Source organism: Paenibacillus sp. SC116 (genome assembly GCF_024733555.1).
In the GTDB taxonomy this organism is placed as follows: domain Bacteria; phylum Bacillota; class Bacilli; order Paenibacillales; family Paenibacillaceae; genus Paenibacillus_B.
This window is the reverse complement of the sequence record NZ_JANIOF010000003.1, coordinates 233,425-255,521: the sequence shown is the minus strand read 5'-3', so window position 1 is coordinate 255,521 and position 22,097 is coordinate 233,425. Positions and strand designations below refer to the sequence as shown.

Below are 22,097 nucleotides of genomic sequence, written 5' to 3'. Positions count from 1 at the left end.
TTATCATTAATCAGCAAATAATATCTATTTATTATCTCTTGTCAGCTCTGCTGTTATACTTTGCTTGCCCATTGCTCGGGCAAAAGGAATGAATATGATGAATACCATGCCCAACATAAAAATTGAAACAAGAGAAACTAATTGGAAATCAAAATGCATGGTTCCAAAATCAATCAAACCAACGACAAAAGTCATTAACATTCCTATTACAAGGCCCAGCGCCAAACCAATAGAGATATAAACAATAACTTGAGTCAATATAATTCGTAATATTCCATTTGTACTAACAGATATCGTTCGCAATAAAGCAAACTCTTTTCGCTTTGATTGTATATTATTCAGTAATGAATTGAACACACCTATTATGACACATAACAAAATGATGACTAAAACAACAATAAATATGGACCATCTTTGTACAAACATTTGATTGGACTTCTCAATCGACTGATTATAACTGCTGATTTGCAGCTGTGCCGGATACTGCTGGTTCAATTTTTCTAATTGAGCCAGTGCTGCTGCTTCATCAATTGAACTTACAAATACTTTATTAAAAACGATCGATTTTTGCTTATACGTTGTGTTCTCCCAATCCATATAAGCTTCAATAGGTGAGCCTGGTAACTGCTCAACGACGCTTGCTACCGTTACTTTGCTCGCTGGCAATACACGCTGTTCTGGTTCAGAATATAGACCAAGTTCAATTTCATCTCCATCTTTCAGGCTGTATTTATCTGCAAAGTTCTTTGTTATTATTATGCTGTTATCGGATAACTCAGAGGGAGTTGATGGCAACAACCCATTGTCCTGCATTTGCTTGAGATCTGCCAAGGCATAATTGAAAGAAATATATTTTTCACCTTGCTTCAATCTAGCCGAAGATACTGTACTTAGCGTACTTGCCGCTTCTACACCAGGTGTTTTTCTAATCGTTTCTCTAATTTCTAATAGATCAATGGTGGAATTGTAACCTAGACGACTTTTCACCACGATACTTGTTGGATATTGTTCTTTCAGAAATTGTTCTTCATTAGTTTGTATCGTCTTGAATAAAGTTGAGCCGAAGACGACAATCATCATCATCACACTAATAATCAAAATAATAAACGTGTTTTTTCTTACTTGTGGGATAACATTTCTTATAGCAACGTAAGATACGTTGCCCAACAATAACTTTAATATCGGTGATACTCTATTTAACATTGGGGTTAGATATATTGGGAACAGTCGGAATATCCCTATTATTAATAGCAGAGCAGCGAGTAAAAAATAGATAGGCTGAGGTTCTTCTGCACTGTGAGAAAACCCAACAAAAACAAAGAAAATACTACTTATAATCAGAGCTTGTCCTACTCTTTTTTTAAAGCGACTATTGGAAAAATCGATTTCCTCATTTTGTTGAACAATCATTAACGGCAATATTTTCGAAGTTCTATAGGCTGGAATAAGCATAAATAATTGAACAATAATAAGACCTATAATGGTTACCATAATTGCTATTTTATAATTAAAATTAGAAACATTGCTTTCGAAAGAAAATAACGTAACAAACCATTCTTGCAAAAACTGATTGCTTATTCTTGCCAGAAACAAGCCTAAGGATGCCCCTACAAGATTCATTACACTGTATTGGATAAACAGAACTTTAAATAGTTGCCCCGTTGTTGCTCCTATAGAACGCATAATGGCCATTTGATTATTGTATTTATACAAAAAAGCATCAAAGTTGGAGACTATGAATAGGGACGTAACAATTAGTACTAGTACGGCTACTACCAACATAAACACTGTCAATGACTGTAGGTTGTTTTTTAGAAACTCATTTTCTTGTGCTATGTCAATTCTTATTTCAGAATCTAACTGTTTAATAGAGTTAGCTAATGCAATGATATCCGTTTCAGGCTTCGCTTTAACAAGCACATATGTGGCTTCATTGTTTACTCCAGTCTTTTCAAGAACAATTTGTTGCATATTGCTTCTGGATAAAAGTAATATATCTGGGGTCAGACCAGTAGCGACTAGATCCTCCAAAACTTCTTTCACAGTGTGTTCTTTATTTTCTATTAAAATGCGATCTCCTACTGCAACATTCAAAGCTTTAGCTAAAGATTGATTTAACGCAACCTCATTATCAGATATAGAGTTAGAAAAATGATATCTGCTCTTCGCAAGACTATCACTTTCAACACCGACCGTGTAAATGTGGGTGTTAAGTTCGTTTACTTGTAATCGATTAACCAGTACACCAGAGAACTCTTGTACATGTTCGCGTTTGGTAATCTTCTCTAACAGGGATGAATCAATCACTTTATTTTGTTCCGGATTATAACCTACAGACAAGTCCATATCGCCGTACATTTTCTTTACTTCACTTTCTAGTGACTGCTTTCCATTATCAGCAAATACAGCCATAGTAATAATCAAAGAAAACGAAAGCATAATACTCAAAATTGAGGAAATTGCCAGAAATTTATTAGCTTGAAAAAATCGCATCGCCAATCCCGTAATCGATTTTATCATTGAGATTTCTCCATTATCGTTTTAAATTTCTCTAATATTTCCCCCATATCTTTATCACGATCAGAACACTTATATTGGTCTACAATTTGCCCATCATGGAAAAAGAATATCCGATCAGCAAACGTAGCTACGATAGGATCATGTGTTACTAATATAATGCTCTGATTGAATCTGTTTTTCATATCCACTAACACATTCAAGATGTCAGTAGAAGTATTGAAATCCAAGTTTCCTGTCGGCTCATCTGCTAATATAATCGGCGGTGAAGTAATTAAGGCTCTCCCAATGGCAACTCTTTGCTGCTGCCCACCAGAAAGCTGTACAGGACGGTGCTTTCTCCATTTTTTTAATCCTGTAATCTCCAACATCTGAGTAACCTTTTCGTCGATTTCATTCGCGTCTATATTTTTCAATATGAGAGGTAGCGCTATATTTTCTTCTACCGATAAATCTTTTAATAAATTATAAGATTGAAAAATAAACCCTATGTTCTCACTTCGATAGTGAGTAGCGTTGGGCTCGGAAAAAATATTTTCTTTTACATTTCCATTGAGTGTAATTGTTCCTCCGTTAGGTTCATCTAGCGCACCTAGTATATTCAGCAGTGTACTTTTTCCTGAACCACTCGTGCCCATAATAGCAACGAATTCTCCACTGTATAAGTCAAAGGATGTCTTCCTTAATGCTTTAACCTCATAGCCTATCCCAGTATATGTTTTTTGTAAATTTTTTATGGACAAGACAACTTTTTTTTCTTTCACATTACACCTTCCTCTACTCTACTATCCTGATAAAATTTCATTTGAGACATGTACATTTCATAGTACAGGCCCTTCAGACTCATAAGATAATCATAGTTTCCAGCTTCAACGATTTTTCCTTGATCCATAACAATTATTTTATCCGAGTATTTTGTAGGACCAATTCTATGTGAAATTGTAATCGTGGTTTTGTCTCTAGATAAACTGTGAAAAAGCTCGAAAAGTTTGAGCTCATTTATGGGGTCTAACGCTGCAGTAGGCTCATCCAATATCATTAGGTCTGCATCTCTTAGAAAACCTCGAGCTAAAGCAACCCTTTGCCATTCACCACCTGAAAGTTCACTTCCATTAGGTATTTCTTTAGTTAAGTAAGTGTCTAGTTTATGTTCAAAATTAAATACTTTTTCATATAAACCTACTTTTTGTAACATTTCATAAATTTCTTCATCATTTTTCAACTTGGACAAATCACCAAGTGCTACGTTTTCCCTCACATCATATTTGAACCTGCTAAAATCTTGAAATAGAACAGATATTAGTTTGAAGTATTTTTCTTGATTGATTTTTGCTATGTTTACATTATTAATTTTTATTTCTCCATCATTCACTTGATATAGTCCTAGAATACACTTAACCAGGGTTGTTTTTCCAGAGCCATTGTATCCAACAATTGATATTTTTTCACCCTTATTAATTGTAAAAGATACCTTATTTAGTGCCATAGCATCGGATTTGGGGTAGTAGAATGAAACATTATCAAGAGATATACTTTCAATACTACCTACATCTTTTGGTGAAGATTTATCATGTACCGACTCATTTGAATAATTTATTATTTTCATCAATGCGTTATTATAAATTGCTGTTTCGAAAATAGAACCTAGATTGCCACCTATCATGCCGAAAATTCCCTGAACAGAAGTCACTGCACCAAGTAATGCAACATAAGAACCAATCGAAAGTTGATTACTGTAAATCTGAGAAACAAGTAATAAAGAAACACCTAAGCTAGATAACTGTAAGATCAGCACAGCTATTGATTTTGTCTTACATTCCCAGTATGCTACACCCATATTGTTAGTTTGAATATACTTAAATATGTTGGACCATTTTTCAATCAAGTAGTTACCTGTTCCATATACTTTAATTTCACTAATGGCGCTTCTATTCAAAAACAAGCCATCAGTAAAACTTAATTCTCTACTCTGGGGGGATGTTTTTCTGTTTACTGCATATTTCTTTCTTTTTGCTATAAAAATTAATATGACACCAGGTAAAGTAGATATAAATAAGGCTATGGGCATTGACCAATGTATGGAGAGTAATAACCCCAGAATTGCTATTAAAGATATAATATTACCTATAATACTAATTACACTACTAACTACTTTTATTCCATTGCCATTCAGAGCAATATTAGCTAAATTAACATTATCAAAAAAATGACTATCCTCATATTCCTCTAACGGTATTTCAATTAGCTTGTGCTTCATTAATTTTTGCAGAACAAAACTAACTGTCTGTGAGATCTTAAAAAATACGTACTCTAATATATTCCCTAACAATGCAGAAATATATTGAACTAGAAACAGACCAGCTATTAAAAATATTGCAACCTTGAGCGCATCTGAATTATTATTCAGCAGCGTTAGTGTATCTATAATCTCTTTATTCAGTAAGATTACTATTGGAGGAATAACAGAGGTACTCAATGAGAGAACAAAAAAAAGAATAAAACCTTTTGGGTGTTCTTTATATATTAATTTCAGAAAGTATACTTGCGTTTTCATGAAATTAATAAATGCATTTTCCTTTACGACCTGTCTCATTTCCCACCTTCTCACACCATGAATTTTCTAAACCTTTCATTAATACTCTCTAGTATCAGTTAAAAAATAATCTATGTATGTTTTTTGCCCTTGATTAACCTACTGAGGATTCTATTGAATTGTGAGTTGTAGTAGTGGTGCTCGTAACAAGATCTATAACATTATGTGGTAAGGCATGACCTTTACTTATCACTTTTCCTTCATCGTTTACTTTTAAGTAATAAGGAAAACTATTCACCCTTAATCTATCAAAAATAACTGTAGGCTCAACATAAATAGCACTCCCCTCCAAAACAGAGCCTGCCATTTTTTCATAATTATATTCTGCCTTTACTAGAACTAACTTGATTTCTTCTAAATAGTTCGTATCCATGGCCTTTAAAAGATTAATAACTTTGGAGCATTCCTCACAATTACCATCGAGCATAATTAAGAGTCTTATATTCCTAGATAATAACTGGTCTATATGGCCTGACCTTCCTTTTATATCCCCAAAATCAAAATTCGGTATCTTTTCGTTTATTTCAAGCCCTATCTCTTTATTTTTCACAGTTTTATATTTTGATATGATCGCAAATTGTATAATAATAAAAACAAATATGATAATTAGTAAAGCCACTATGATTTGTTGATTTATCTCCATTTTTTCATCTCACCTCAGCTTAACATTCATCATCCATTAGCAGGAGCATATAAAATCTCAATCACTTTTCTTATTGTTATTAAACTTATTGTCCACAATATTGAAGTTGCTAAAATTGTCAGTATTTGGATTGATTCTAAATTAAGTATATCAAATGCAGTGAATGTTCCACTAAATAGGAAACTAGGAATTATGCTCAATAGTAGCAAAAAGCATTGTACTAAACCACCATAACCAGTCTTTGTGTTAATTAGCTTCCCTAAACAGAAACAATCCGTTTGTTTTTTCTCTAATACAGCTTTGAAATTAATCGAAATCAACACAACAATTAAAATAGCAGTTAGAATAAACACTAAGATATTATTACTTGCAACCAATAATAATACAGCAACTGCTATTTCTACAAAAGGAATAAGCAATCCAATAGGACGGGCGATTTTTTTAGGTATAATATCTATTTTTTCCATAAAAACGGCTGATTCTTTCCAGGCAAATAACTTTAGAAAACCCGAGAATATGAACAAAAAACTTACCGAGATACTGAAAATCAATCCTAGAACATACAATAAAATCATCCTTTCTATTCTGCCACGACTATAGAGTTAACTTATCAGGCCCTAATCTCTAATCCATATAACAGCACAATAGATATCAGCAAATAGATATTAGTTAATAATTTTTTGGTAGATAATTTTTTGGGTACATTTAAAGCAAAACAGTTACAGTTCATGGAGAATTCTTTATTCATATTAATTAACATAATTAGTATATAAAAAAATTGTATAAAGACACCTAGAATAAGCATGCTTTTCGGAAAAATTGTCGTTACTAACAATAAGGACAGCACTAGCTCACAAACGATTAAAAAAGGTGTAAATACAATAAGTAATTTCTTGTTCTTTATTACGTTATACTCCTCAAGAGCTATATAAAACATAAATGGTTTTTTTAATTTGGTCATACTACTTTTTAAATAAACAATCCCTAGAATTACATATCCGATTTTGACTATTATTAGTAATAAATTTTCCATAGTTATTTTACCTGTCTAAGTATATTTTCTAATCTTTTAACAATAATTTTATTTTTCTGATTCATCAGTTCTCCAAGGTTAACAACTTCTTTTGTTCCTTCATCAGTAATATGTAAAATACTAGGTATATTTTTAACACGATGATCATATATGAAGTTTGTATCTATTTCATTGTTCTTGCTTTCAATCGTTACATCAATTAATAAGCACTCTTCCATCTTTTTAATGGTATCTGTTACATGCCTTAATAAACTAACTTCATAAAGGATAGTACTTTTTTCTGCACAAATTACATATCCTTGGTATTGCTTTAATTCTTTATGGAAATTTGTTGATTTCACAGCTTTACTAGTAAACAACTCATCTCTTTTAATCTTCACCAATAAATATATATATATAATTACTGCTGTACTTGTAATCATTATTCCGATAAACAAGTCAATCAATTTGCATTTCTCCTGTCAACAAATAATTAGACTTCTAGGTGCATACATATTATAATGATATGTAACAATATTGCACTATTTATAGGGGAGTTTTAGTTTTTAATTTTTAGTACTTAATAGTTAAGATTACATGTCAATGCTGAATGCTAATATTAGCAGTGGTCATTTGAGCTGCTGCAAGCACTTTCAGAGCGACAGCAGTATATAGTGTATCCACCTAGAGCTGGATTACCAATGTATCCACAGACATACTGTCTATTTTTTTGAGTATCATAAGCACCAGTCTCATCTAGAGTCCAACCTTCGGTTCCCCAACCGCAATCACCTTTGATAATATCTTCACTTTTACCACAATCTAGAACAGACGGCTTAACATATTTCATTTTAAATTCCTCCCATTTGTCCCTATAAATAGTGCAATAGTCTAACACTAATTATTTTGTTGAAGATTCTTGCTCATATTTTGTAAACCATAGCTCTATAGCAAGCAATGTCCAGAAACTATCTTTAACTTTTATACCATTGCGCCACTTAGTTAGCTCGTCTCTCCATTTGTCAATAGATATTAGATTAAGCTGATTAATGATTTTAGGAGTATATACTGCCTTATGAATAGTACTCCAATTAGTCCTAATACTTTTGTAGATATGAGCTAAGTGCGTTGTTTTATTAACTCTTTCTAAAATGTTACCAGTTAAATAATCCTGCATGGATTTTCTAAGTATATATTTACTGAATTGTTTCGAGTGCCTAAGTTCACCAGGTATTTTATACATATACTCAACTAGTCGTCTGTCCAAGAAAGGATGGTTGATATCTGAGCCAGTTATTCCACCTATTACTCTATCCGTATATAAATGAGACTTTGCACTAGATATTTGATAATACAATTCTTTCTGGTGATAATACTTAATTTGATTTAATTTTTCAGACATAGTCTTATAAAAATTACTATTTTCATTGATACCATATTTCTTTATGATGTTTGGAAATAATGTGTAAGTACGTAGGTTTCGTACCGCAGGCGTGTTTGTTTTAATTGAGTAATCCGTAATATGAGAGAACGCTTTTTCAATATTAAATTTGGATAAAAAATCCCTAGTCATGTAAAGCGAACCGGTAAGTAATTGATCTCCACCATATCCACTTAAAATATTTAACATTCCATGATCTACTGATTTCTTAACGGTATGAAAAGTGAAATTAAAAGAGATAGCATTCACATTAGGCTCATAAGAAAATGGAGTTTCCCCTGGGAAATCATCCAGCATTAGCACATTATCACAATTGATAAAAATCCCTTTATCTTGATATTTATTAAGCAATTCTTTAATGAGGGGGCTCTCATCACATTCACTTAATTCTTCAAAAACGGCACTTACTGGTGAAATTTTATAATTTTCTAACCCTTTTGCGAGAGCATAAATTGAGGTTGAATCCAATCCACCACTCATCATGACTGAGTTATTACTATTAACACTCATCCTGTCCTTTATTGCTGTAGATAGCAATTCTCGAAATTGTTCAAAATATTCAGACTCACTTTTAAATGTAATAGTCCCAGATATGTTGGAAAGATCCCAATATTCATAGGTTTCAACGTCCGTTCCAATCGTAACAAAGCTTCCACTGGTCACTCTATTAACACCTTGATAAGGAGTCAGTCCAGTGTCAATTATTCCGTTTCTTTCATAGTATTCTTCGAAATATTTATAATTGAGATCATTAAATTTAAAATAATTTTTAAGTAAGAAGATATCACTTGCAATAGTACAACTATTATGATCTTTGATCCAAAATAATGTTTTTATACCCATTTGATCCCGTACTAAATATACTTTGTTACTTTCACGATCATATAATACAAACGAGAACTCACCTATTAATTCTGTGACAAACGAAATGCCCTTTTCCCTATACAATAAGCTGAGCATCTCAATTTCTGAAATCTCATAATTATCTAGGTTATTGTTTTTCAAAAGCTCCGTTCTATTATGTAGATTAATATCACCAACAATAACAATCTTATTAAACTCTACTTGTGAGGACATCTTACTAGTGTTACTTGAGAATGAATAATGACAATTATCAATAGTCCCAACACATTCATCAACTGATAATTTAAGTTCTTCTCTTATTTTCTCTTTCAAATCCAACTTATAATGGTTACTTGAATTATTGATTGAAAATATAAACCATTTCATTTTTATCACCCTCTTACTCTGTATTAGATGTCAATACAATTGTATATTTCTTCGTTTCTTCGTCATCACCGAAAAAGTTAACATTATTACTCTGTAACCATGCATGTGCTTCAAAAGGAAACTTTCTTATTCCAACAACTATATCGACGGGAATTTTGTACTTTTTCCGTACAACTTTATAACCCAAGAAAGTTTTGTGAATACAATCCGCCTTTCGTGGGTACCATGCACAAACAATATCTAACATATCAAAAAAGTTAAATATCTTATTTCCAATATCTTTGAATTCCGCTTCACTTCTAATTGGATTATTTACAACATATTTATTTTTAAACTTTTCAAATGTTCGATTGAAGCCTTTCCAAGACAACTCTAAATCAAATATAATGAGCATCAAATATATATGTATAAAACTACATATTTTTCTGAACTTACTCATGTAATGTAATCACCCCTACTTTTTTTAATTCTTTAATAAAATCGATTATATCTTTCTCTATCTCCATATGATTCTCGTTAAATTCTCTACTAATAAACTCAGCTACTTTTGATACATCCTTTAATTCTCTTAATTTCTTCCACATTAATGAGCCGATATAGTCCAGTGAGTAAAAGTTATTCTGGTTCATATTTATCAAAATAATCTCGTCTAATTCCTCGTATTCAATTACGTTTTTATCAATAGTAAAATTCATAAGTCACCTCTAACTCTTTTCTAGAAATATAATTTAATGAATTTAAATTTTTCCTAAATTCACAAAATAAGATATGAAATTGGCCGACTCATGAACGAGCAAGATTTTTCTACTGACTCAATACAAGTTACAAAAGACGACATGTAACGAATACAAGCACGTGGGCCACTTCGTGAGTTCAACCAACCAGAAGCTAACCGAGTGGTTGTAAGTGATTTAACCTATATCAAAGTCTACGACATTTAAAAGTTGACACCTATTTAACTTGTATAACAAACATCGTATACATGGGACTCTGGGACATGTTAGCGCTCAATCAGTATTCATAATTATATGTATTTATGATTAGGCGGAGTGTATTGATACAACTCCTCTGCGGGCATGATTTTCTACTAAAGTCGAAGCCAATAACTTGGTTTGAATATTAAAGGAAAGTAATTATTTGTCGTATTAACTGAGAAGTTTTTAGATGAATAAACGGTTAATTGTAGTGGAATCATGAGAGTATTGTGGGTAATTTTTCTAACAAAAATCATATTACAACACCCAGGATTTTCCGTCAACTACTTTATTTATTTTTTTTATGGGGTATTTTTACACAAAATCGTATATGTCTATATCCTGAATCCGTGAAATACTCTTCTTACGTCACCTAGATTTCGATTTTCACTTCTCATATGGAACAATCCCAAGCTGTGCTAACTTCTTACACAGGCATAGCTCCGTTGGAATTTGCGATGCATGTACTGAAGATGTATTTGCACCAGAAATGTTACACGAATGGTATCATCTCTATAAGACTCATAAGTCAAAATACTTCTTCAAGTTAATGATTACTTTGTCGGAGCGCAACTAAAAAGTGCCCGTTTCCGTATACATTGGAAATGGGCTTTTTGCTTCACCTAAAAAACGATACTTTTTCATAGAATCCGATTGTATAACCGACATTGGCATCGATTTCTGAAATGTAACGGATGCCAGAGAGCTTATTTGTCAGATTTTAGCGTTTCCAGTCACCATCATGTTCACAATCAGCTCTATGACGACCGTAAACATTCTAATATGTACGATTTCATAAAAGTAACGTCTGTGGTTACTGCTTCATCGATGTTGATCAATAAGAATGGAATTGCCATCTGGATCTTCAATGACAAAACTAGCTGGTCCTTCTGAGGTGGATACGCCATCGTTAATAATAGGGATTCCCTTACTGCGGAACTCTTCTTGCAGCTCCCTTACGTCTTTGAATGGATTTATTTCTTCCGCTTTGTTGTTCCAGCCGGGATTAAACGTTAATATGTTTTTATCAAACATGCCTTGAAACAAGCCAATCGTACAATCGCCGTTCTGCATAATGAGCCAGTTCTGTGTTATATCTCCGGTGAAAGCATGAAAGCCTATCTTTTCGTAAAATTGTTTGGATTGCTGAATATCTTTAACGGTTAAACTTACCGAAAACGCCCCTATACTCATAGTATGTATGCTCCTTAGCTTTACTCTTATCGTTAATCACCTAAACGAACAGATTGATCATTAATCTATCCTACCCGTTACAACATCATTTTATTTATAAGAAGTATAAGGAGGTCTACGATGATCAAATCAGCAAATATCAATTATCGTTTGTTTGCCACAATTGCTTGTGTGCTAGGTATGAGCCTTCTCGGTGTGGTGTATATGGCCTATGCTTTGCAGTGGAGTGATTATTATAAACTTATCGCTTATTGCGCTTCAGTCATCGTTGGGGTTGTTGGTGCTATGGCGGCTTTGCAAGCTCTTCTAGAGTTGAAGGATAAAACCAAGTCTTCTTTACTTCTGCTGCTATTGAACGGAATTCTAGTATTTTCTTTTCCGTTGTATATGGTACTTGGGGTTATATTTTTCGGGCCATGATGGATTGATACCTTTGTGTATCTTACCTTTGACATGCCGTCTCAATCCAAGGGTCATTCTCAAGTTTAATAGTTGGCCAAATATCTACCATACAAAAAAAGGGCCCCTCAGTCTTTGATGACTTTTGGGTGCCCTTATATTGTAACTATGTGTTATTCCGACGAATGGTTGCTGTAGTGACGATGATTATAATTACAACACTTAAGGTTGTAACACTAAATATAGAAAAGTCATCTGAGTTAGTTAAAAACAAATACAATCCACCGACCACAGTAATAACTAACAATAATATCGCACTTAAAAAATTAGGCTTTTTCGCTCGCTTAAAGATGAATAATACTACCCCAATAGCGATTAATGCATAGAATAAAAGAAGGGCGGTGACACCGAGTATTGGTAGTACACTGTCAAACACTGTAATCACTCCCTCTTAAGTACTGTATATGATATCAAACAGCGATACTTGCTGTTTTCAAAGCTGTCCTACTTAAAAAAGCAGCCTTTACAATCAACTAAATATCGTTGTTATTTCTCATGATGAGGTGAATTGATATAAATATATATTGATAATATTCCCATAACAATAAATGCAGCTAAGAAAAAATAAAATAATCCTTGATAGTTATCTCTAAAACCTGGGTTTACAAAAATGGTTACAAGTCCAAAGAAAACATTTCCCATACTAGTAAGACTCCTGTATTTAAACTTATCTTTCAACACTTGATAAATGGATAATACCAATATTAATGAAGCAACACCGAGTATTAATAAATCTATATTCATAGCAACCTCCTCAAAGAGAGAAAGACGAATAGATTAAAAAAATCTATTCGTTAATATTATATACTGAATAGACTGTATTTACATCAAATCGATATACGCTACAGTTTTTTTCTAAATTCTCCTTATTTCCAAATTTATGAATTGGAGAGATATTACGCGAATATATAAATTTCACCTTCTGATTTGCCTTCAAGAAAATACATGGTTATATCTTTATCATCTTCTCTAATAAGTAGGTAGCCGTCATCACATTTCTCAGTGAGTGTAGATAAAAACTTTCAGGTCGTTATCATCGAGATTACTGCACCCAACAGTTAACAGAAACACCAGTAAGATTATTACTCTTTTCATATTACTTTTTTTGAGGTGAGAGTTTATAAAGGTAATTACTTCGTCTGATGTAAATTGAACTTTTCACACATAACCTCGCCACAGCAGCCGAACTTTTAGCTCGTTTAATCTCATTCTACTTCCATTTATAAAGCCTCAAAGATAGGACAAAAAGATAATGGCTAGACATACATTCGTATACCCAGCCTCCCGTTCATCAAATATCATTTGCTCAGTTACTACTAATCCATGAATCCTCACGAATAGAAGGCCAATTATCCTTTTGAAGTTGATTCTGGAGGTACAGGAGCTGTTATCTCTTTTGCTGATATACCAGTAACATCAAATACATGTTCAGGAGTTTTATTCAACACTCTGTACTCTTCAGTTGCTTTAACAATAGACTTCCCGTAGACTATTTCAATAAACTCCTTTTTTATCGGCATTTCGGTTACTTGATCAATATATACACACTCCAGAAACTTGCCCTCTTGCGAACTTATTTTCCTTACTTCCTTGTTATCAATACTAAATTGCCCCTCATCTATCCAGTCCTTATTCTGCAATTCATTTTTTAATTCTTGGAGGAGGGATTTTTTCAACACCTCTTTATTTTCATTCGCAATATTGTTGGGCAGCTCCCATGTCAGTGCTTCCAATGTACCATTATCATTCCCAATTGCGTATACTCGCCTACCATGCTCGGTGATGATTGTTTTATTGAATAGCGAACCATCTGCATGATAAGAGATACTTACTTCTCCACTCCCATTCAAGTCACGATAATGTTCTGAACTAACTTTGTCGCTAGTACGTTTAATATGTTCAAAGCCCTTATGTTCCAATTGCTCCGCAGCTTTAACCGCTATCTCGTTTCCAGATAGACTTCTAGGTATAAACGTGATTATAACTACTGCAACTATTAACGCCAATAGTGTAAATGACAGACTTTTCTTTTTAATCGTCATCTTTCATCACAACCTATTATTTTTTATTTGTTACTTGTTAGTTAGATTAAGTAGACTTCATTCGATGAACTTCACTAGTTAGTGACTGCATGTGCTTTAGCAAAAATCAAGCTCACTATCTTTTTAAAAAATATGTAGGAGGATGTAAATGAAAACTACGTTACTGTTATCTTGTATCGTTTTTGTGATATTTATTTCAGCATCTTTCAATAGTAATAATATATCTTCAACTACGACACCTATCACTGTAACTGAAACAGAGGAAATCGATACTGGGCAATGGGTCACCCTGAATAGTGGTATGGTCGGGTATTCGGATCGAAGCTCCTGTGTTTTAACAAGATTTTTTGAAATCTTATGGAAGCGGGAAAGATGACGGTTTTACTCTACCTTCACTTTTATTGCGTATGAAACCGAGCCTTCGTCCCATGTTGCATCGATCGAGTAGATATATTCTCCAGCTTCATTAGGTACTTTTAAATTTGAATTATCAATCAATTCTTGTTTTATTCCTCTAGGCTCCGATTCGATCCATAAATGTGAACCAATTGAATCTTCCTTCGGCAAATAGTCGAAATCTATCTTTAGCAATTCTCCCTTCGAAACTACAGAAGCCTTAATATTTTTCACAACATCACTTGGGTTACCGTAAGTTGGCTCGTGGTTCCACATATAAGAAACTAAACGTACAGGGAGTTGAACATTACTCTCAGACGTTACTTTAAGTTTAGGCAATGGTCTCTCAGAGCAGCCTGTTATAACCATCACGAGTAATAACACCAATCCCAATCTCAGCATTTTCAAAGGAATCATTATCTCACCTTTATTCTTACAAATTGCATTGCGTATCTTCAGTGCAATCATGGAGTTGTCTTCATACCAGCCAATCTATCTGCTTTATAGTAGATTCCATTATTCAACACCGCAATGTGTTCATTTGTATCTAAATTTACGATTTTGTATAGTTTAGTGCCTTTTTCATATTTGTTAGAGAACAGATTGGGTATTTCTTCACTTTCAACTGAGGAATATATATCAATCGTTCCAATTTCCTCTTCAATTTCAGTGACCTTTTCGCTCGTGAACTTTTATACGCCATTATTCCACGTCACCACATCATGAGCCCAACTGTGAAGGTCTGGATTTTTTTGATTCGTACATGCTGCAAGAAATACCACGAGCATAAAACAGACCCCGTAAAGTCTTTTCATTACTAATTACCTCCCGTATACTTGCCCGAACATCATAAACTATGCTCAAAATACGATTGCTGCATTTTCAAGACATGCAATGGGTGGATTACATACTACAAACGAATAAACAGCAGACTACTACACTATAGCTGCTGTTTTATTATTCTAGATCACTTCAATCCTGTAGAAAGAACTTTATAATTTCATTGTTAATCTGTACATTCTCAGGGTCATTTGCAAGCGTATGTAGTAAATTTTTAATGTGGAGAGCGCCTTGTATAGGTTGACCATTTAGAGCCATGTCTCTAAGCTTTAATGGCACGACACTCGCATATTGAGCAGTTATTCTTTTGTCGTAGGAAGTGTACTCCAATAAAGCACTCATTTTGAAAGCATGTTCTAATGCGATATCCCCTGGTGGCTTACCTTCTTCAATACCTGCACTAATTCTGCCAATTGCCGCGGTAAAGTCACGATCGATATAATCCGATTTTTTATCCGATATCCGTAATCGTTCCCACTGATAAATATTTACTCCGACAGAAATAAGAATGGGTACTAGCGCTAACAATAGGTACTTGTTCTGCTTCATATTCACACCTTCTAATAAAATAAGAGAATAGATAATCACGTACTATGAATCCCGTCTATGCTTGTAAATCCAATGCAAATGCGACACATTTCCTACTATCCATAGTAAAAAAACTATTACTTCAAGAATTACATTGTCATCAGCAGCAATAGCTTTAATCAGGCTTGAGATACTTAATAACAGGGCACAGAATATGATGATAAAATAAACCCATTTATATATAGCCAAAATATTCTCCTCTGTAAATCCTTCTTTAATTTTCTTACCTCTAATAAATGTTGACACTCGGGTGTATTGGGAAATGTAAAGGTGGGATGTGGTCTTGCTTCTAAGAAGGAGATTACCTCATTTTTAACGAAAAATATTAAAAAATAGTTGCATCAACGATTACAGGAACTCGTAAAGTATAGAAAACCAAATCATATGGAGCCGAATAGAATCATTATTTCTCCCAAGGAAGGAGATGATATCTTTGGCTCCCCTGTCATTGGAACAAAGGTAGTACAGGTGGGATGGAATGAAGATTATATTGTAGCGAAACAAGTTGGATTGAAGCCAGATCCCCATGCTACCAATGCACATAGGATGATTCTCGATGACAGCAGAACTAACTTTTACATACTTGACCTAAAGAATAAAAAGAAATATGGTCCTTTGAATGATACTAGATATGTTGAACAAAGAAATAAAATGAAAGTACCTAATGAGGTAGTTCTGAGAAATCTAGATGAGTTTCATTAGTTGATGACTTTAAGCACTTTAAGAGAATACAAGCACCTGTCTTTTAAAAAGGATGCAAGGACAACGTACATGAAAAGAACGTTACTTTTATCATAGCTAGTCTTTAGGATGTTTTTATTAGTAGCATCCAATGATAATGATATGAATTCAACTACGACACCTATCACTGCAACTGAAAAAGGAAAAGTCCAAATCAATAATGATCGATGAACCCATCCTAAATAGTGATCTGTACGGACAATCGAATCGAAATTTATATACTGTAACGAAATATTTTAGTATCCTAATGAAAACAAGTAAAGACACAAAAGAGTTCCTATTACTGAATTAAAGCAGGTAATCCAGTGATAAGAGCTCAAAGTAAAAAACTGATAAACTATTCAAATAAAAGTCATCTATATTTAAAACGTAATACCTTTGTAAAGTAGTTGGATTACAGTTCCTACTTTATTTCTTTGTATCCAACAATTACAGCCCCAAGAACATCTTCTGAAGAATACCCTGCTTCCTCACGTTGCTTTTTTGCTTCTTCTTCTGAAAGTTCAATTATTACTTTTTGATGTGGAACTTCTCTGTTATTAATCAGTACTTGTTCTTTTACAGGAGTATAAACACCGGTTTTAGGGTGGATTTCATTGGCTGGATAATTAATACTCAGATCTTGGTTAGTAAATATAAGTTGCCATGCCATTACTCCGAAACCAGTTATTATTAATACGGTTCCAATTTTTCTTCTCATAAACATGCATCCCTTTCCGATCAGATAAAACCATATTATTTTATGTTTTACCTGTTCAAGAATTCACTTATATTATTGCCAGTCGATAAAAAATTCCTCATTTATCCTTCTTCTGAGTATATGTTTGTCTAGCCAGTATGAAATATTCACTCTACAGTAGAAAATTGCGCTATTTGCAAAAACAAACACTATACTCTTTTATATGTTTATCTATTTGGGGCAGGGTCATATAATAAACATTGACCAGAATTAAAAAAAGTATTTATCGTCAAAACCTAGGGTTTTTCTTTTATATTTGTAGGTATTCTGCTCTGCCTAACTCGCTTAGTTCTTTTTATCACGTTTAATAAAGTCCATACCAACAATCAATATCAACAAAATTACAGATGCCATAAGGGCTTAACAAAACTTGATTCATTTTAGATAAAACAAGCCAGCACAAAATTCATTATGAAAAAAATAAAGTACGTCACTGTCTTATCATCTCACTTCCAAACCATGGTTCTACTACTGTAGATTTCCTTATATCATTTCCAAAACATTATTCAACTAGTTTCTGTAGTTGGCTTATATTCTTTATTTCCTTTAGTTGTTGTGATAAATGACTATTGAAATGAATGATTTCCCTTTGTTCACTTATTACAAACTTACCTTGATATTCACCTAAGATAATGTAAACTTCACCCTCTACAACCGACCCAATATATTTCTCCAAAAACAATACGGCTTATTGGCTATTTTGCAGCACTTCATTTTCTTCAAACGTATATTGTATATTGTTTACAACACCACCAGTCTCCAAGATTCTTAGATGCTGGATACTAGGATCGGCCCCCTTATATACTTTACTAATGTCTACTGTGGATAGAGTGAACGCTACATCGTTATATTTAAAAGATTCTCCATCCTTTTTTTCGACTTCTACAATTAAATCAGCAGCCTTTGCTAATTGTTGCATGTTATCGTAGAAAACTGATAATTCACCCGTTGAGTTTATTGTCAGTAACGGAACATTCATTATTTTCAATGTAGCAGCTACTAATAAACAAAATAGTATTAGTACGGTAATCTTACCTTTTTTACTGCTTACTAATTTCATTTCAACCAATCCCCTTCAGCTATAAATTATTAACACTATTTACGTCGTCCGCTTGCTGCATATATTGGACTGCCAACACCAAACTAGACAATTTTTTAAGTGCTAATCTTCTATAAGCGACGAGCTTGTAGACGTACATACATCACACCTATTCTTATTCACCCTGCTGTTAACAGAAACATCATTAAGATTATTACTCTTTTCATATGAATCTCTTTTCAAATTACTTTTTGAGGTGAGAGTTTATATAGGTAATTACTTCGTCAGAAGTAAATTGATCTTTATTTCTAGCCGCAATAGCATGAGCGAACAAAATGGTTTTATTATCGATTGTGAAATAGTCCACACTTAAGTAAAAATTAGAGTTTCCAATAATCAAGGGAACATTCGAACTATCTATATACGTCGCAACGAATAAGTGTTTTTCGGACTCATATCCTTCCGATGACTTTCTCATAATATTCAGTGGATAAATAGCATATTGACCGTTTGAGGGGCTCTCCATAGAGCTTTTTATACTATAATCTCGCCACAGCCCTAATTCACTTTTTTCAAAACCTGCAATCGCCAGACTTTCGATGTTACGAAGTAACACAACTTTCGTTATATGTTCGGCGTTTGGATCAAGTGCATAGCCTTGATTAACAATAATGTCTTCTTTTTTAAATCCATGAGCGTTAAGAGGAGCTGAGTAACTGTGCTTATACTGATAAATGCTAAAAATGAGCGCCGTACTTAATAAAGTTATACTGGCCACGCACAATAAAATTCGCTTATTCATAAGATCTCCTCTCTATAGAATTAGTTAAGCACTCTCATTAATGGTTATTAATTTAGATTAAGAAAAGAGGCAGGACATTTTATTATCTGTCCTACCTCAGAATTATTAATTATTGCTATTCGTTATTGAGTCAGTAAGTTCAATGTACACATACATTTCATTATCTGATACTTTCTCCCACCGTACTTTCCCTCCAGCGCCTTCCGCTATGAACCTTAGATTGACATAGAGTGTGTCATTATTTATGAATGGGGCACTAGATAACTGAACTTTTTTCTCATTTAAAAAACCTGTAAGATTATTTGCTCTTAACTTAATTAATGTCGAATCTTTACTAGCTGTGACTGTTTTGGTCTTTTCATCCCATTCTACCTCCATTTCTAAGGCCTCAAAAATAGGACGAAATGGTATAAAAGTAACACTGTTATTTTCACCAGTAGCTATTGCATCTACATCTAATTTTTGGCCATTTACATATACAGTTGGTTTTCCGACATGAGCTTGCACAATGTTGATCTGTACAGAAAATAACAGAACCATTAGTGTTAATAAGCCAAACCTTTTATAACGAGATCTCATTGCAATAAACCTCCTGGAAATGGTGTGAATTAACCAGCATTTATTCTTTAATTGTAATTAGATATGCTCTATTAATTTCTATACCTGCTTGCATCTACATCAATAGTTACGCTAGTTCCACTTCTAGTAATCTTCGTTTGATCCTCTTCTGGAGTAAAAAGGTCACTTGTTGATATGGCATAGTCATTCAATTGGATGTTTGAAAAAATCCCTTTATTCTTTCCACTATTAGATGTCGTAATTACGGTAGATACAACTTTCCAATAGCTTATACTCGGAATGTACCAATTACCATTAGACTCCATTATTGTGACAGTATGTGTAGGAGTTTCACTTGTGCAACTACGATTATTACAAATAGTTGTACCTTCGACCTTTAGACGTACCTTACCATTATAATTGTACCAATTGTGAAAAGTTAATTGAGAACCTGACTGATAAGCATTTTTATATTGTCCCTCGTTATAATGCGGATCAAAACTGGAAGCGTAAGAGTCAAATCCACTATCATTACTTGTAGTAGGACGGACTTTCTTCTTCAATGCTACAAAGGGTTGCCATCCTTTTTTATTACCACTCGCTCCTGAGTTCACGTCAAAAAGCAATCCCATGTCTGCTACCCAGGTTCCTATACCATCTGCTCTATTCGAAGTATATTGAAAGCCACCATAGTTAAAAGCTCCTCCTACACGTACAACTTCATAATCTTGTGGTAATTGTAAAGCCGTACTTAAAAAATCGCCGCGCCCCTGAATCTTTTGCCTCCCTCCTACACCATCATGAATAAAGTTCGAAACAACTTGCTGTCTTGGCTCTTCCAAAGAAGACTCAATCTCTTCAACTGGATTAGTTCCCTTGCTTGAATCATAAATCACGAGCTCAGGAGCCAATCCTGGGCTTTCTTCGTAGAAGTAAGTCACTTTATCACTAAACGCAATGTAATTGTAATTAGTTGCATCTGTATTTGCATTCAAGCCCTTAACTTGAAGTTTATCTTGTTCAATCGCTTCTTTAGCTTGCTGAATGAATAACGCAGCTTGGCTCTGGTCAACTGTAACCGATGCTTGCTGAATGATGTTTACTGCTTGTCCATTTGTCCCAGTAAGTTGTATTGCCCCCTCTGTCTTAGCCACCGCTGAAAAGTTAGGTAGAGTTAAACTAAGAAGACAAATAACTGCAAATACTTTTTTAACTGATTTCATTTGTTTTTTCCTCCTAAATTATAATCTTCTTGAACTCTATGTTGTTTTTTCCACTTGTGCGTGTAAGCTAAAACTTTATATTTGCCGCTATCACCCCTTTCTCGCAAATTGTTAATTTACAAACAATCAATTTTGAATAACACTTTATAAATTTATATATATTTTTATTTATAGAACAATTTTACATTCAAAGGCATAGTAGAGCCATAAAATCTGTAAAACAGTATCATGTTTATATTTTTAACGACTCAATCCCCTCAATAAGTTCACTAATACTGGCGTAATACGGGACGGTATGAGAGTGAAATACCTTACTGGCATAAGAATTAAAATACTTTGGATTAGACAAGATGGTTTGCAGCCATTCTTTAAAGCACATATGCGCGTTGTAGTGCCGACCTGAAGAAGAGCTAAAGACAATATATTTTCGAGATTGCAGCTGGGATAAATCCATATAAAACGTAGTAGTCTGATAGCGGGCAAATGGAAGTAAAGAAAGCGCTGATGAATTCGGAAGCATGTCCAGTTCATAGCTAAGCAAGTACACGGAGAATATATCTAACTGAGTATCTTTTTTATCAGGATATAACACAGCACCATCATTAATCTTGAGGAACTCTATGAAATCAGATGGTAGCCTTGTTTGTATGCGTTCTTGAAACTTGAGGAGATGTTCTGCATTTACTGGCGGGTTTGAATATAATGTGAATGGATAATTTCTATTTAAGTTATTGGGATTCTCTTTGGTTTGTTTTTTCTTGAAATTATTTAAAATACGTTTGATCTCATTCAACTGCAACACCTCCATAATTCGGATTGAAAACACTCATTCAGTCTTACTCATAGTGTATTCATTTAGGAGTCTGTCTAGCTGCTGGCTCACTGTGACCACTCGATTATCCGTTAAACTTGCACATACACTTATGAGCTTTATCATTTCAACTCTTTTCTTCTCTATTATTTCAATTTTGGTCATATTTAGCACCTTAGTTCGTATTGAAGTAGAACCCCACACAATGTTGGTGTTGGCGCCACACCATATCCTCTTCTTCTCTGAGAATAGGTT

General features: G+C 33.7%; 27 protein-coding genes and 1 pseudogene. 3 read left to right on the top strand and 25 right to left on the bottom strand.

Going from position 1 to position 22,097, the window contains the following annotated elements; translation table 11 throughout:
• Positions 1–24: 24 nt before the first annotated feature.
• From NQ117_RS15325 to NQ117_RS15280, 11 genes are all read right to left on the bottom strand, one after another.
• The gene (locus NQ117_RS15325; protein ID WP_258278898.1) at positions 25–2,520 is read right to left on the bottom strand and encodes an FtsX-like permease family protein; all 2,496 of its coding nucleotides are present in this window, start codon (positions 2,518–2,520) and stop codon (positions 25–27) included.
• Positions 2,517–3,281: an ABC transporter ATP-binding protein gene (locus NQ117_RS15320; protein ID WP_258278897.1), complete on the bottom strand. Its 765-nt coding sequence runs from the start codon at positions 3,279–3,281 to the stop codon at positions 2,517–2,519. The genes NQ117_RS15325 and NQ117_RS15320 overlap by 4 nt, the downstream gene beginning before the upstream one ends.
• The gene (locus NQ117_RS15315) at positions 3,278–5,110 is read right to left on the bottom strand and encodes an ABC transporter ATP-binding protein (protein ID WP_258278896.1); all 1,833 of its coding nucleotides are present in this window, start codon (positions 5,108–5,110) and stop codon (positions 3,278–3,280) included. The genes NQ117_RS15320 and NQ117_RS15315 overlap by 4 nt, the downstream gene beginning before the upstream one ends.
• A gap of 94 nt (positions 5,111–5,204) precedes the next feature.
• Positions 5,205–5,753 carry a thioredoxin domain-containing protein gene (locus tag NQ117_RS15310; RefSeq protein WP_258278895.1) on the bottom strand — a complete coding sequence of 183 codons (549 nt, stop codon included), beginning with the start codon at positions 5,751–5,753 and terminating at the stop codon, positions 5,205–5,207.
• Between the two features lie 29 nt (positions 5,754–5,782).
• A complete protein-coding gene (locus NQ117_RS15305) occupies positions 5,783–6,328 on the bottom strand; it encodes a MauE/DoxX family redox-associated membrane protein (protein ID WP_258278894.1) in 546 nt (181 codons plus the stop codon).
• 35 nt (positions 6,329–6,363) lie between these two features.
• Complete coding sequence (locus tag NQ117_RS24200) at positions 6,364–6,786, bottom strand: MauE/DoxX family redox-associated membrane protein (RefSeq protein WP_375163081.1); 423 nt, start codon at positions 6,784–6,786, stop codon at positions 6,364–6,366.
• Positions 6,787–6,788: 2 nt separating this feature from the next.
• Positions 6,789–7,232: a hypothetical protein gene (locus NQ117_RS15300; protein ID WP_258278893.1), complete on the bottom strand. Its 444-nt coding sequence runs from the start codon at positions 7,230–7,232 to the stop codon at positions 6,789–6,791.
• Positions 7,233–7,384: 152 nt separating this feature from the next.
• A complete protein-coding gene (locus NQ117_RS15295) occupies positions 7,385–7,615 on the bottom strand; it encodes a hypothetical protein (protein WP_258278892.1) in 231 nt (76 codons plus the stop codon).
• A 51-nt stretch (positions 7,616–7,666) separates the two neighbouring features.
• Complete coding sequence (locus tag NQ117_RS15290; protein WP_258278891.1) at positions 7,667–9,436, bottom strand: asparagine synthase-related protein; 1,770 nt, start codon at positions 9,434–9,436, stop codon at positions 7,667–7,669.
• A 13-nt stretch (positions 9,437–9,449) separates the two neighbouring features.
• Positions 9,450–9,875, bottom strand: coding sequence for a lasso peptide biosynthesis B2 protein (locus tag NQ117_RS15285; protein ID WP_258278890.1), 426 nt, complete (start codon positions 9,873–9,875; stop codon positions 9,450–9,452).
• A complete protein-coding gene (locus NQ117_RS15280) occupies positions 9,868–10,131 on the bottom strand; it encodes a PqqD family protein (RefSeq protein WP_258278889.1) in 264 nt (87 codons plus the stop codon). Before NQ117_RS15280 ends, NQ117_RS15285 begins: the two co-directional genes overlap by 8 nt.
• Positions 10,132–10,829: 698 nt before the next feature.
• On the opposite strand from NQ117_RS15280, the pseudogene NQ117_RS15275 reads away from it, so the two are divergent.
• Positions 10,830–10,987: pseudogene (locus tag NQ117_RS15275) on the top strand (glutamine amidotransferase); the annotation flags it as partial.
• A 245-nt stretch (positions 10,988–11,232) separates the two neighbouring features.
• Here the strand turns inward: NQ117_RS15275 and NQ117_RS15270 are convergent.
• Complete coding sequence (locus NQ117_RS15270) at positions 11,233–11,604, bottom strand: VOC family protein (protein ID WP_258278888.1); 372 nt, start codon at positions 11,602–11,604, stop codon at positions 11,233–11,235.
• A gap of 120 nt (positions 11,605–11,724) precedes the next feature.
• On the opposite strand from NQ117_RS15270, the gene NQ117_RS15265 reads away from it, so the two are divergent.
• Positions 11,725–12,024 (top strand): hypothetical protein, encoded by a 300-nt coding sequence (locus tag NQ117_RS15265; protein WP_258278887.1) that lies wholly within the window; start codon positions 11,725–11,727, stop codon positions 12,022–12,024.
• A 145-nt stretch (positions 12,025–12,169) separates the two neighbouring features.
• Here NQ117_RS15265 and NQ117_RS15260 read toward each other — a convergent pair whose 3' ends face one another.
• The 6 genes from NQ117_RS15260 to NQ117_RS15235 all read right to left on the bottom strand — a co-directional run bounded on the left by NQ117_RS15260 (position 12,170) and on the right by NQ117_RS15235 (position 15,890).
• Positions 12,170–12,439 (bottom strand): hypothetical protein, encoded by a 270-nt coding sequence (locus tag NQ117_RS15260; protein ID WP_258278886.1) that lies wholly within the window; start codon positions 12,437–12,439, stop codon positions 12,170–12,172.
• 110 nt (positions 12,440–12,549) lie between these two features.
• Entirely contained in the window at positions 12,550–12,807 is a 258-nt protein-coding gene (locus tag NQ117_RS15255) for a hypothetical protein (protein WP_258278885.1), read from the bottom strand.
• A 605-nt stretch (positions 12,808–13,412) separates the two neighbouring features.
• The gene (locus tag NQ117_RS15250; protein ID WP_258278884.1) at positions 13,413–14,105 is read right to left on the bottom strand and encodes a hypothetical protein; all 693 of its coding nucleotides are present in this window, start codon (positions 14,103–14,105) and stop codon (positions 13,413–13,415) included.
• A gap of 381 nt (positions 14,106–14,486) precedes the next feature.
• The gene (locus NQ117_RS15245) at positions 14,487–14,873 is read right to left on the bottom strand and encodes a hypothetical protein (protein ID WP_258278883.1); all 387 of its coding nucleotides are present in this window, start codon (positions 14,871–14,873) and stop codon (positions 14,487–14,489) included.
• 320 nt (positions 14,874–15,193) lie between these two features.
• Complete coding sequence (locus NQ117_RS15240; RefSeq protein ID WP_258278882.1) at positions 15,194–15,316, bottom strand: hypothetical protein; 123 nt, start codon at positions 15,314–15,316, stop codon at positions 15,194–15,196.
• Positions 15,317–15,473: 157 nt separating this feature from the next.
• Entirely contained in the window at positions 15,474–15,890 is a 417-nt protein-coding gene (locus tag NQ117_RS15235) for a hypothetical protein (protein ID WP_258278881.1), read from the bottom strand.
• A gap of 423 nt (positions 15,891–16,313) precedes the next feature.
• On the opposite strand from NQ117_RS15235, the gene NQ117_RS15230 reads away from it, so the two are divergent.
• Entirely contained in the window at positions 16,314–16,631 is a 318-nt protein-coding gene (locus tag NQ117_RS15230; protein WP_258278880.1) for a DUF3997 domain-containing protein, read from the top strand.
• A 442-nt stretch (positions 16,632–17,073) separates the two neighbouring features.
• Here the strand turns inward: NQ117_RS15230 and NQ117_RS15225 are convergent, their stop codons facing one another.
• The 7 genes from NQ117_RS15225 to NQ117_RS24195 all read right to left on the bottom strand — a co-directional run bounded on the left by NQ117_RS15225 (position 17,074) and on the right by NQ117_RS24195 (position 22,007).
• The gene (locus NQ117_RS15225) at positions 17,074–17,370 is read right to left on the bottom strand and encodes a hypothetical protein (RefSeq protein ID WP_258278879.1); all 297 of its coding nucleotides are present in this window, start codon (positions 17,368–17,370) and stop codon (positions 17,074–17,076) included.
• Between the two features lie 727 nt (positions 17,371–18,097).
• A complete protein-coding gene (locus tag NQ117_RS15220; protein ID WP_258278878.1) occupies positions 18,098–18,469 on the bottom strand; it encodes a hypothetical protein in 372 nt (123 codons plus the stop codon).
• A 223-nt stretch (positions 18,470–18,692) separates the two neighbouring features.
• Positions 18,693–19,250, bottom strand: a complete 558-nt coding sequence (locus tag NQ117_RS15215) for a hypothetical protein (RefSeq protein ID WP_258278877.1) — start codon at positions 19,248–19,250, stop codon at positions 18,693–18,695.
• 105 nt (positions 19,251–19,355) lie between these two features.
• Positions 19,356–19,829 carry a copper amine oxidase N-terminal domain-containing protein gene (locus tag NQ117_RS15210; RefSeq protein ID WP_258278876.1) on the bottom strand — a complete coding sequence of 158 codons (474 nt, stop codon included), beginning with the start codon at positions 19,827–19,829 and terminating at the stop codon, positions 19,356–19,358.
• A gap of 71 nt (positions 19,830–19,900) precedes the next feature.
• Complete coding sequence (locus NQ117_RS15205; protein ID WP_258278875.1) at positions 19,901–21,031, bottom strand: YrpD family protein; 1,131 nt, start codon at positions 21,029–21,031, stop codon at positions 19,901–19,903.
• Positions 21,032–21,263: 232 nt separating this feature from the next.
• Positions 21,264–21,824: an SMI1/KNR4 family protein gene (locus NQ117_RS15200; RefSeq protein ID WP_258278874.1), complete on the bottom strand. Its 561-nt coding sequence runs from the start codon at positions 21,822–21,824 to the stop codon at positions 21,264–21,266.
• A 33-nt stretch (positions 21,825–21,857) separates the two neighbouring features.
• Complete coding sequence (locus NQ117_RS24195; RefSeq protein WP_375163080.1) at positions 21,858–22,007, bottom strand: aspartyl-phosphate phosphatase Spo0E family protein; 150 nt, start codon at positions 22,005–22,007, stop codon at positions 21,858–21,860.
• Positions 22,008–22,097 lie beyond the last annotated feature (90 nt).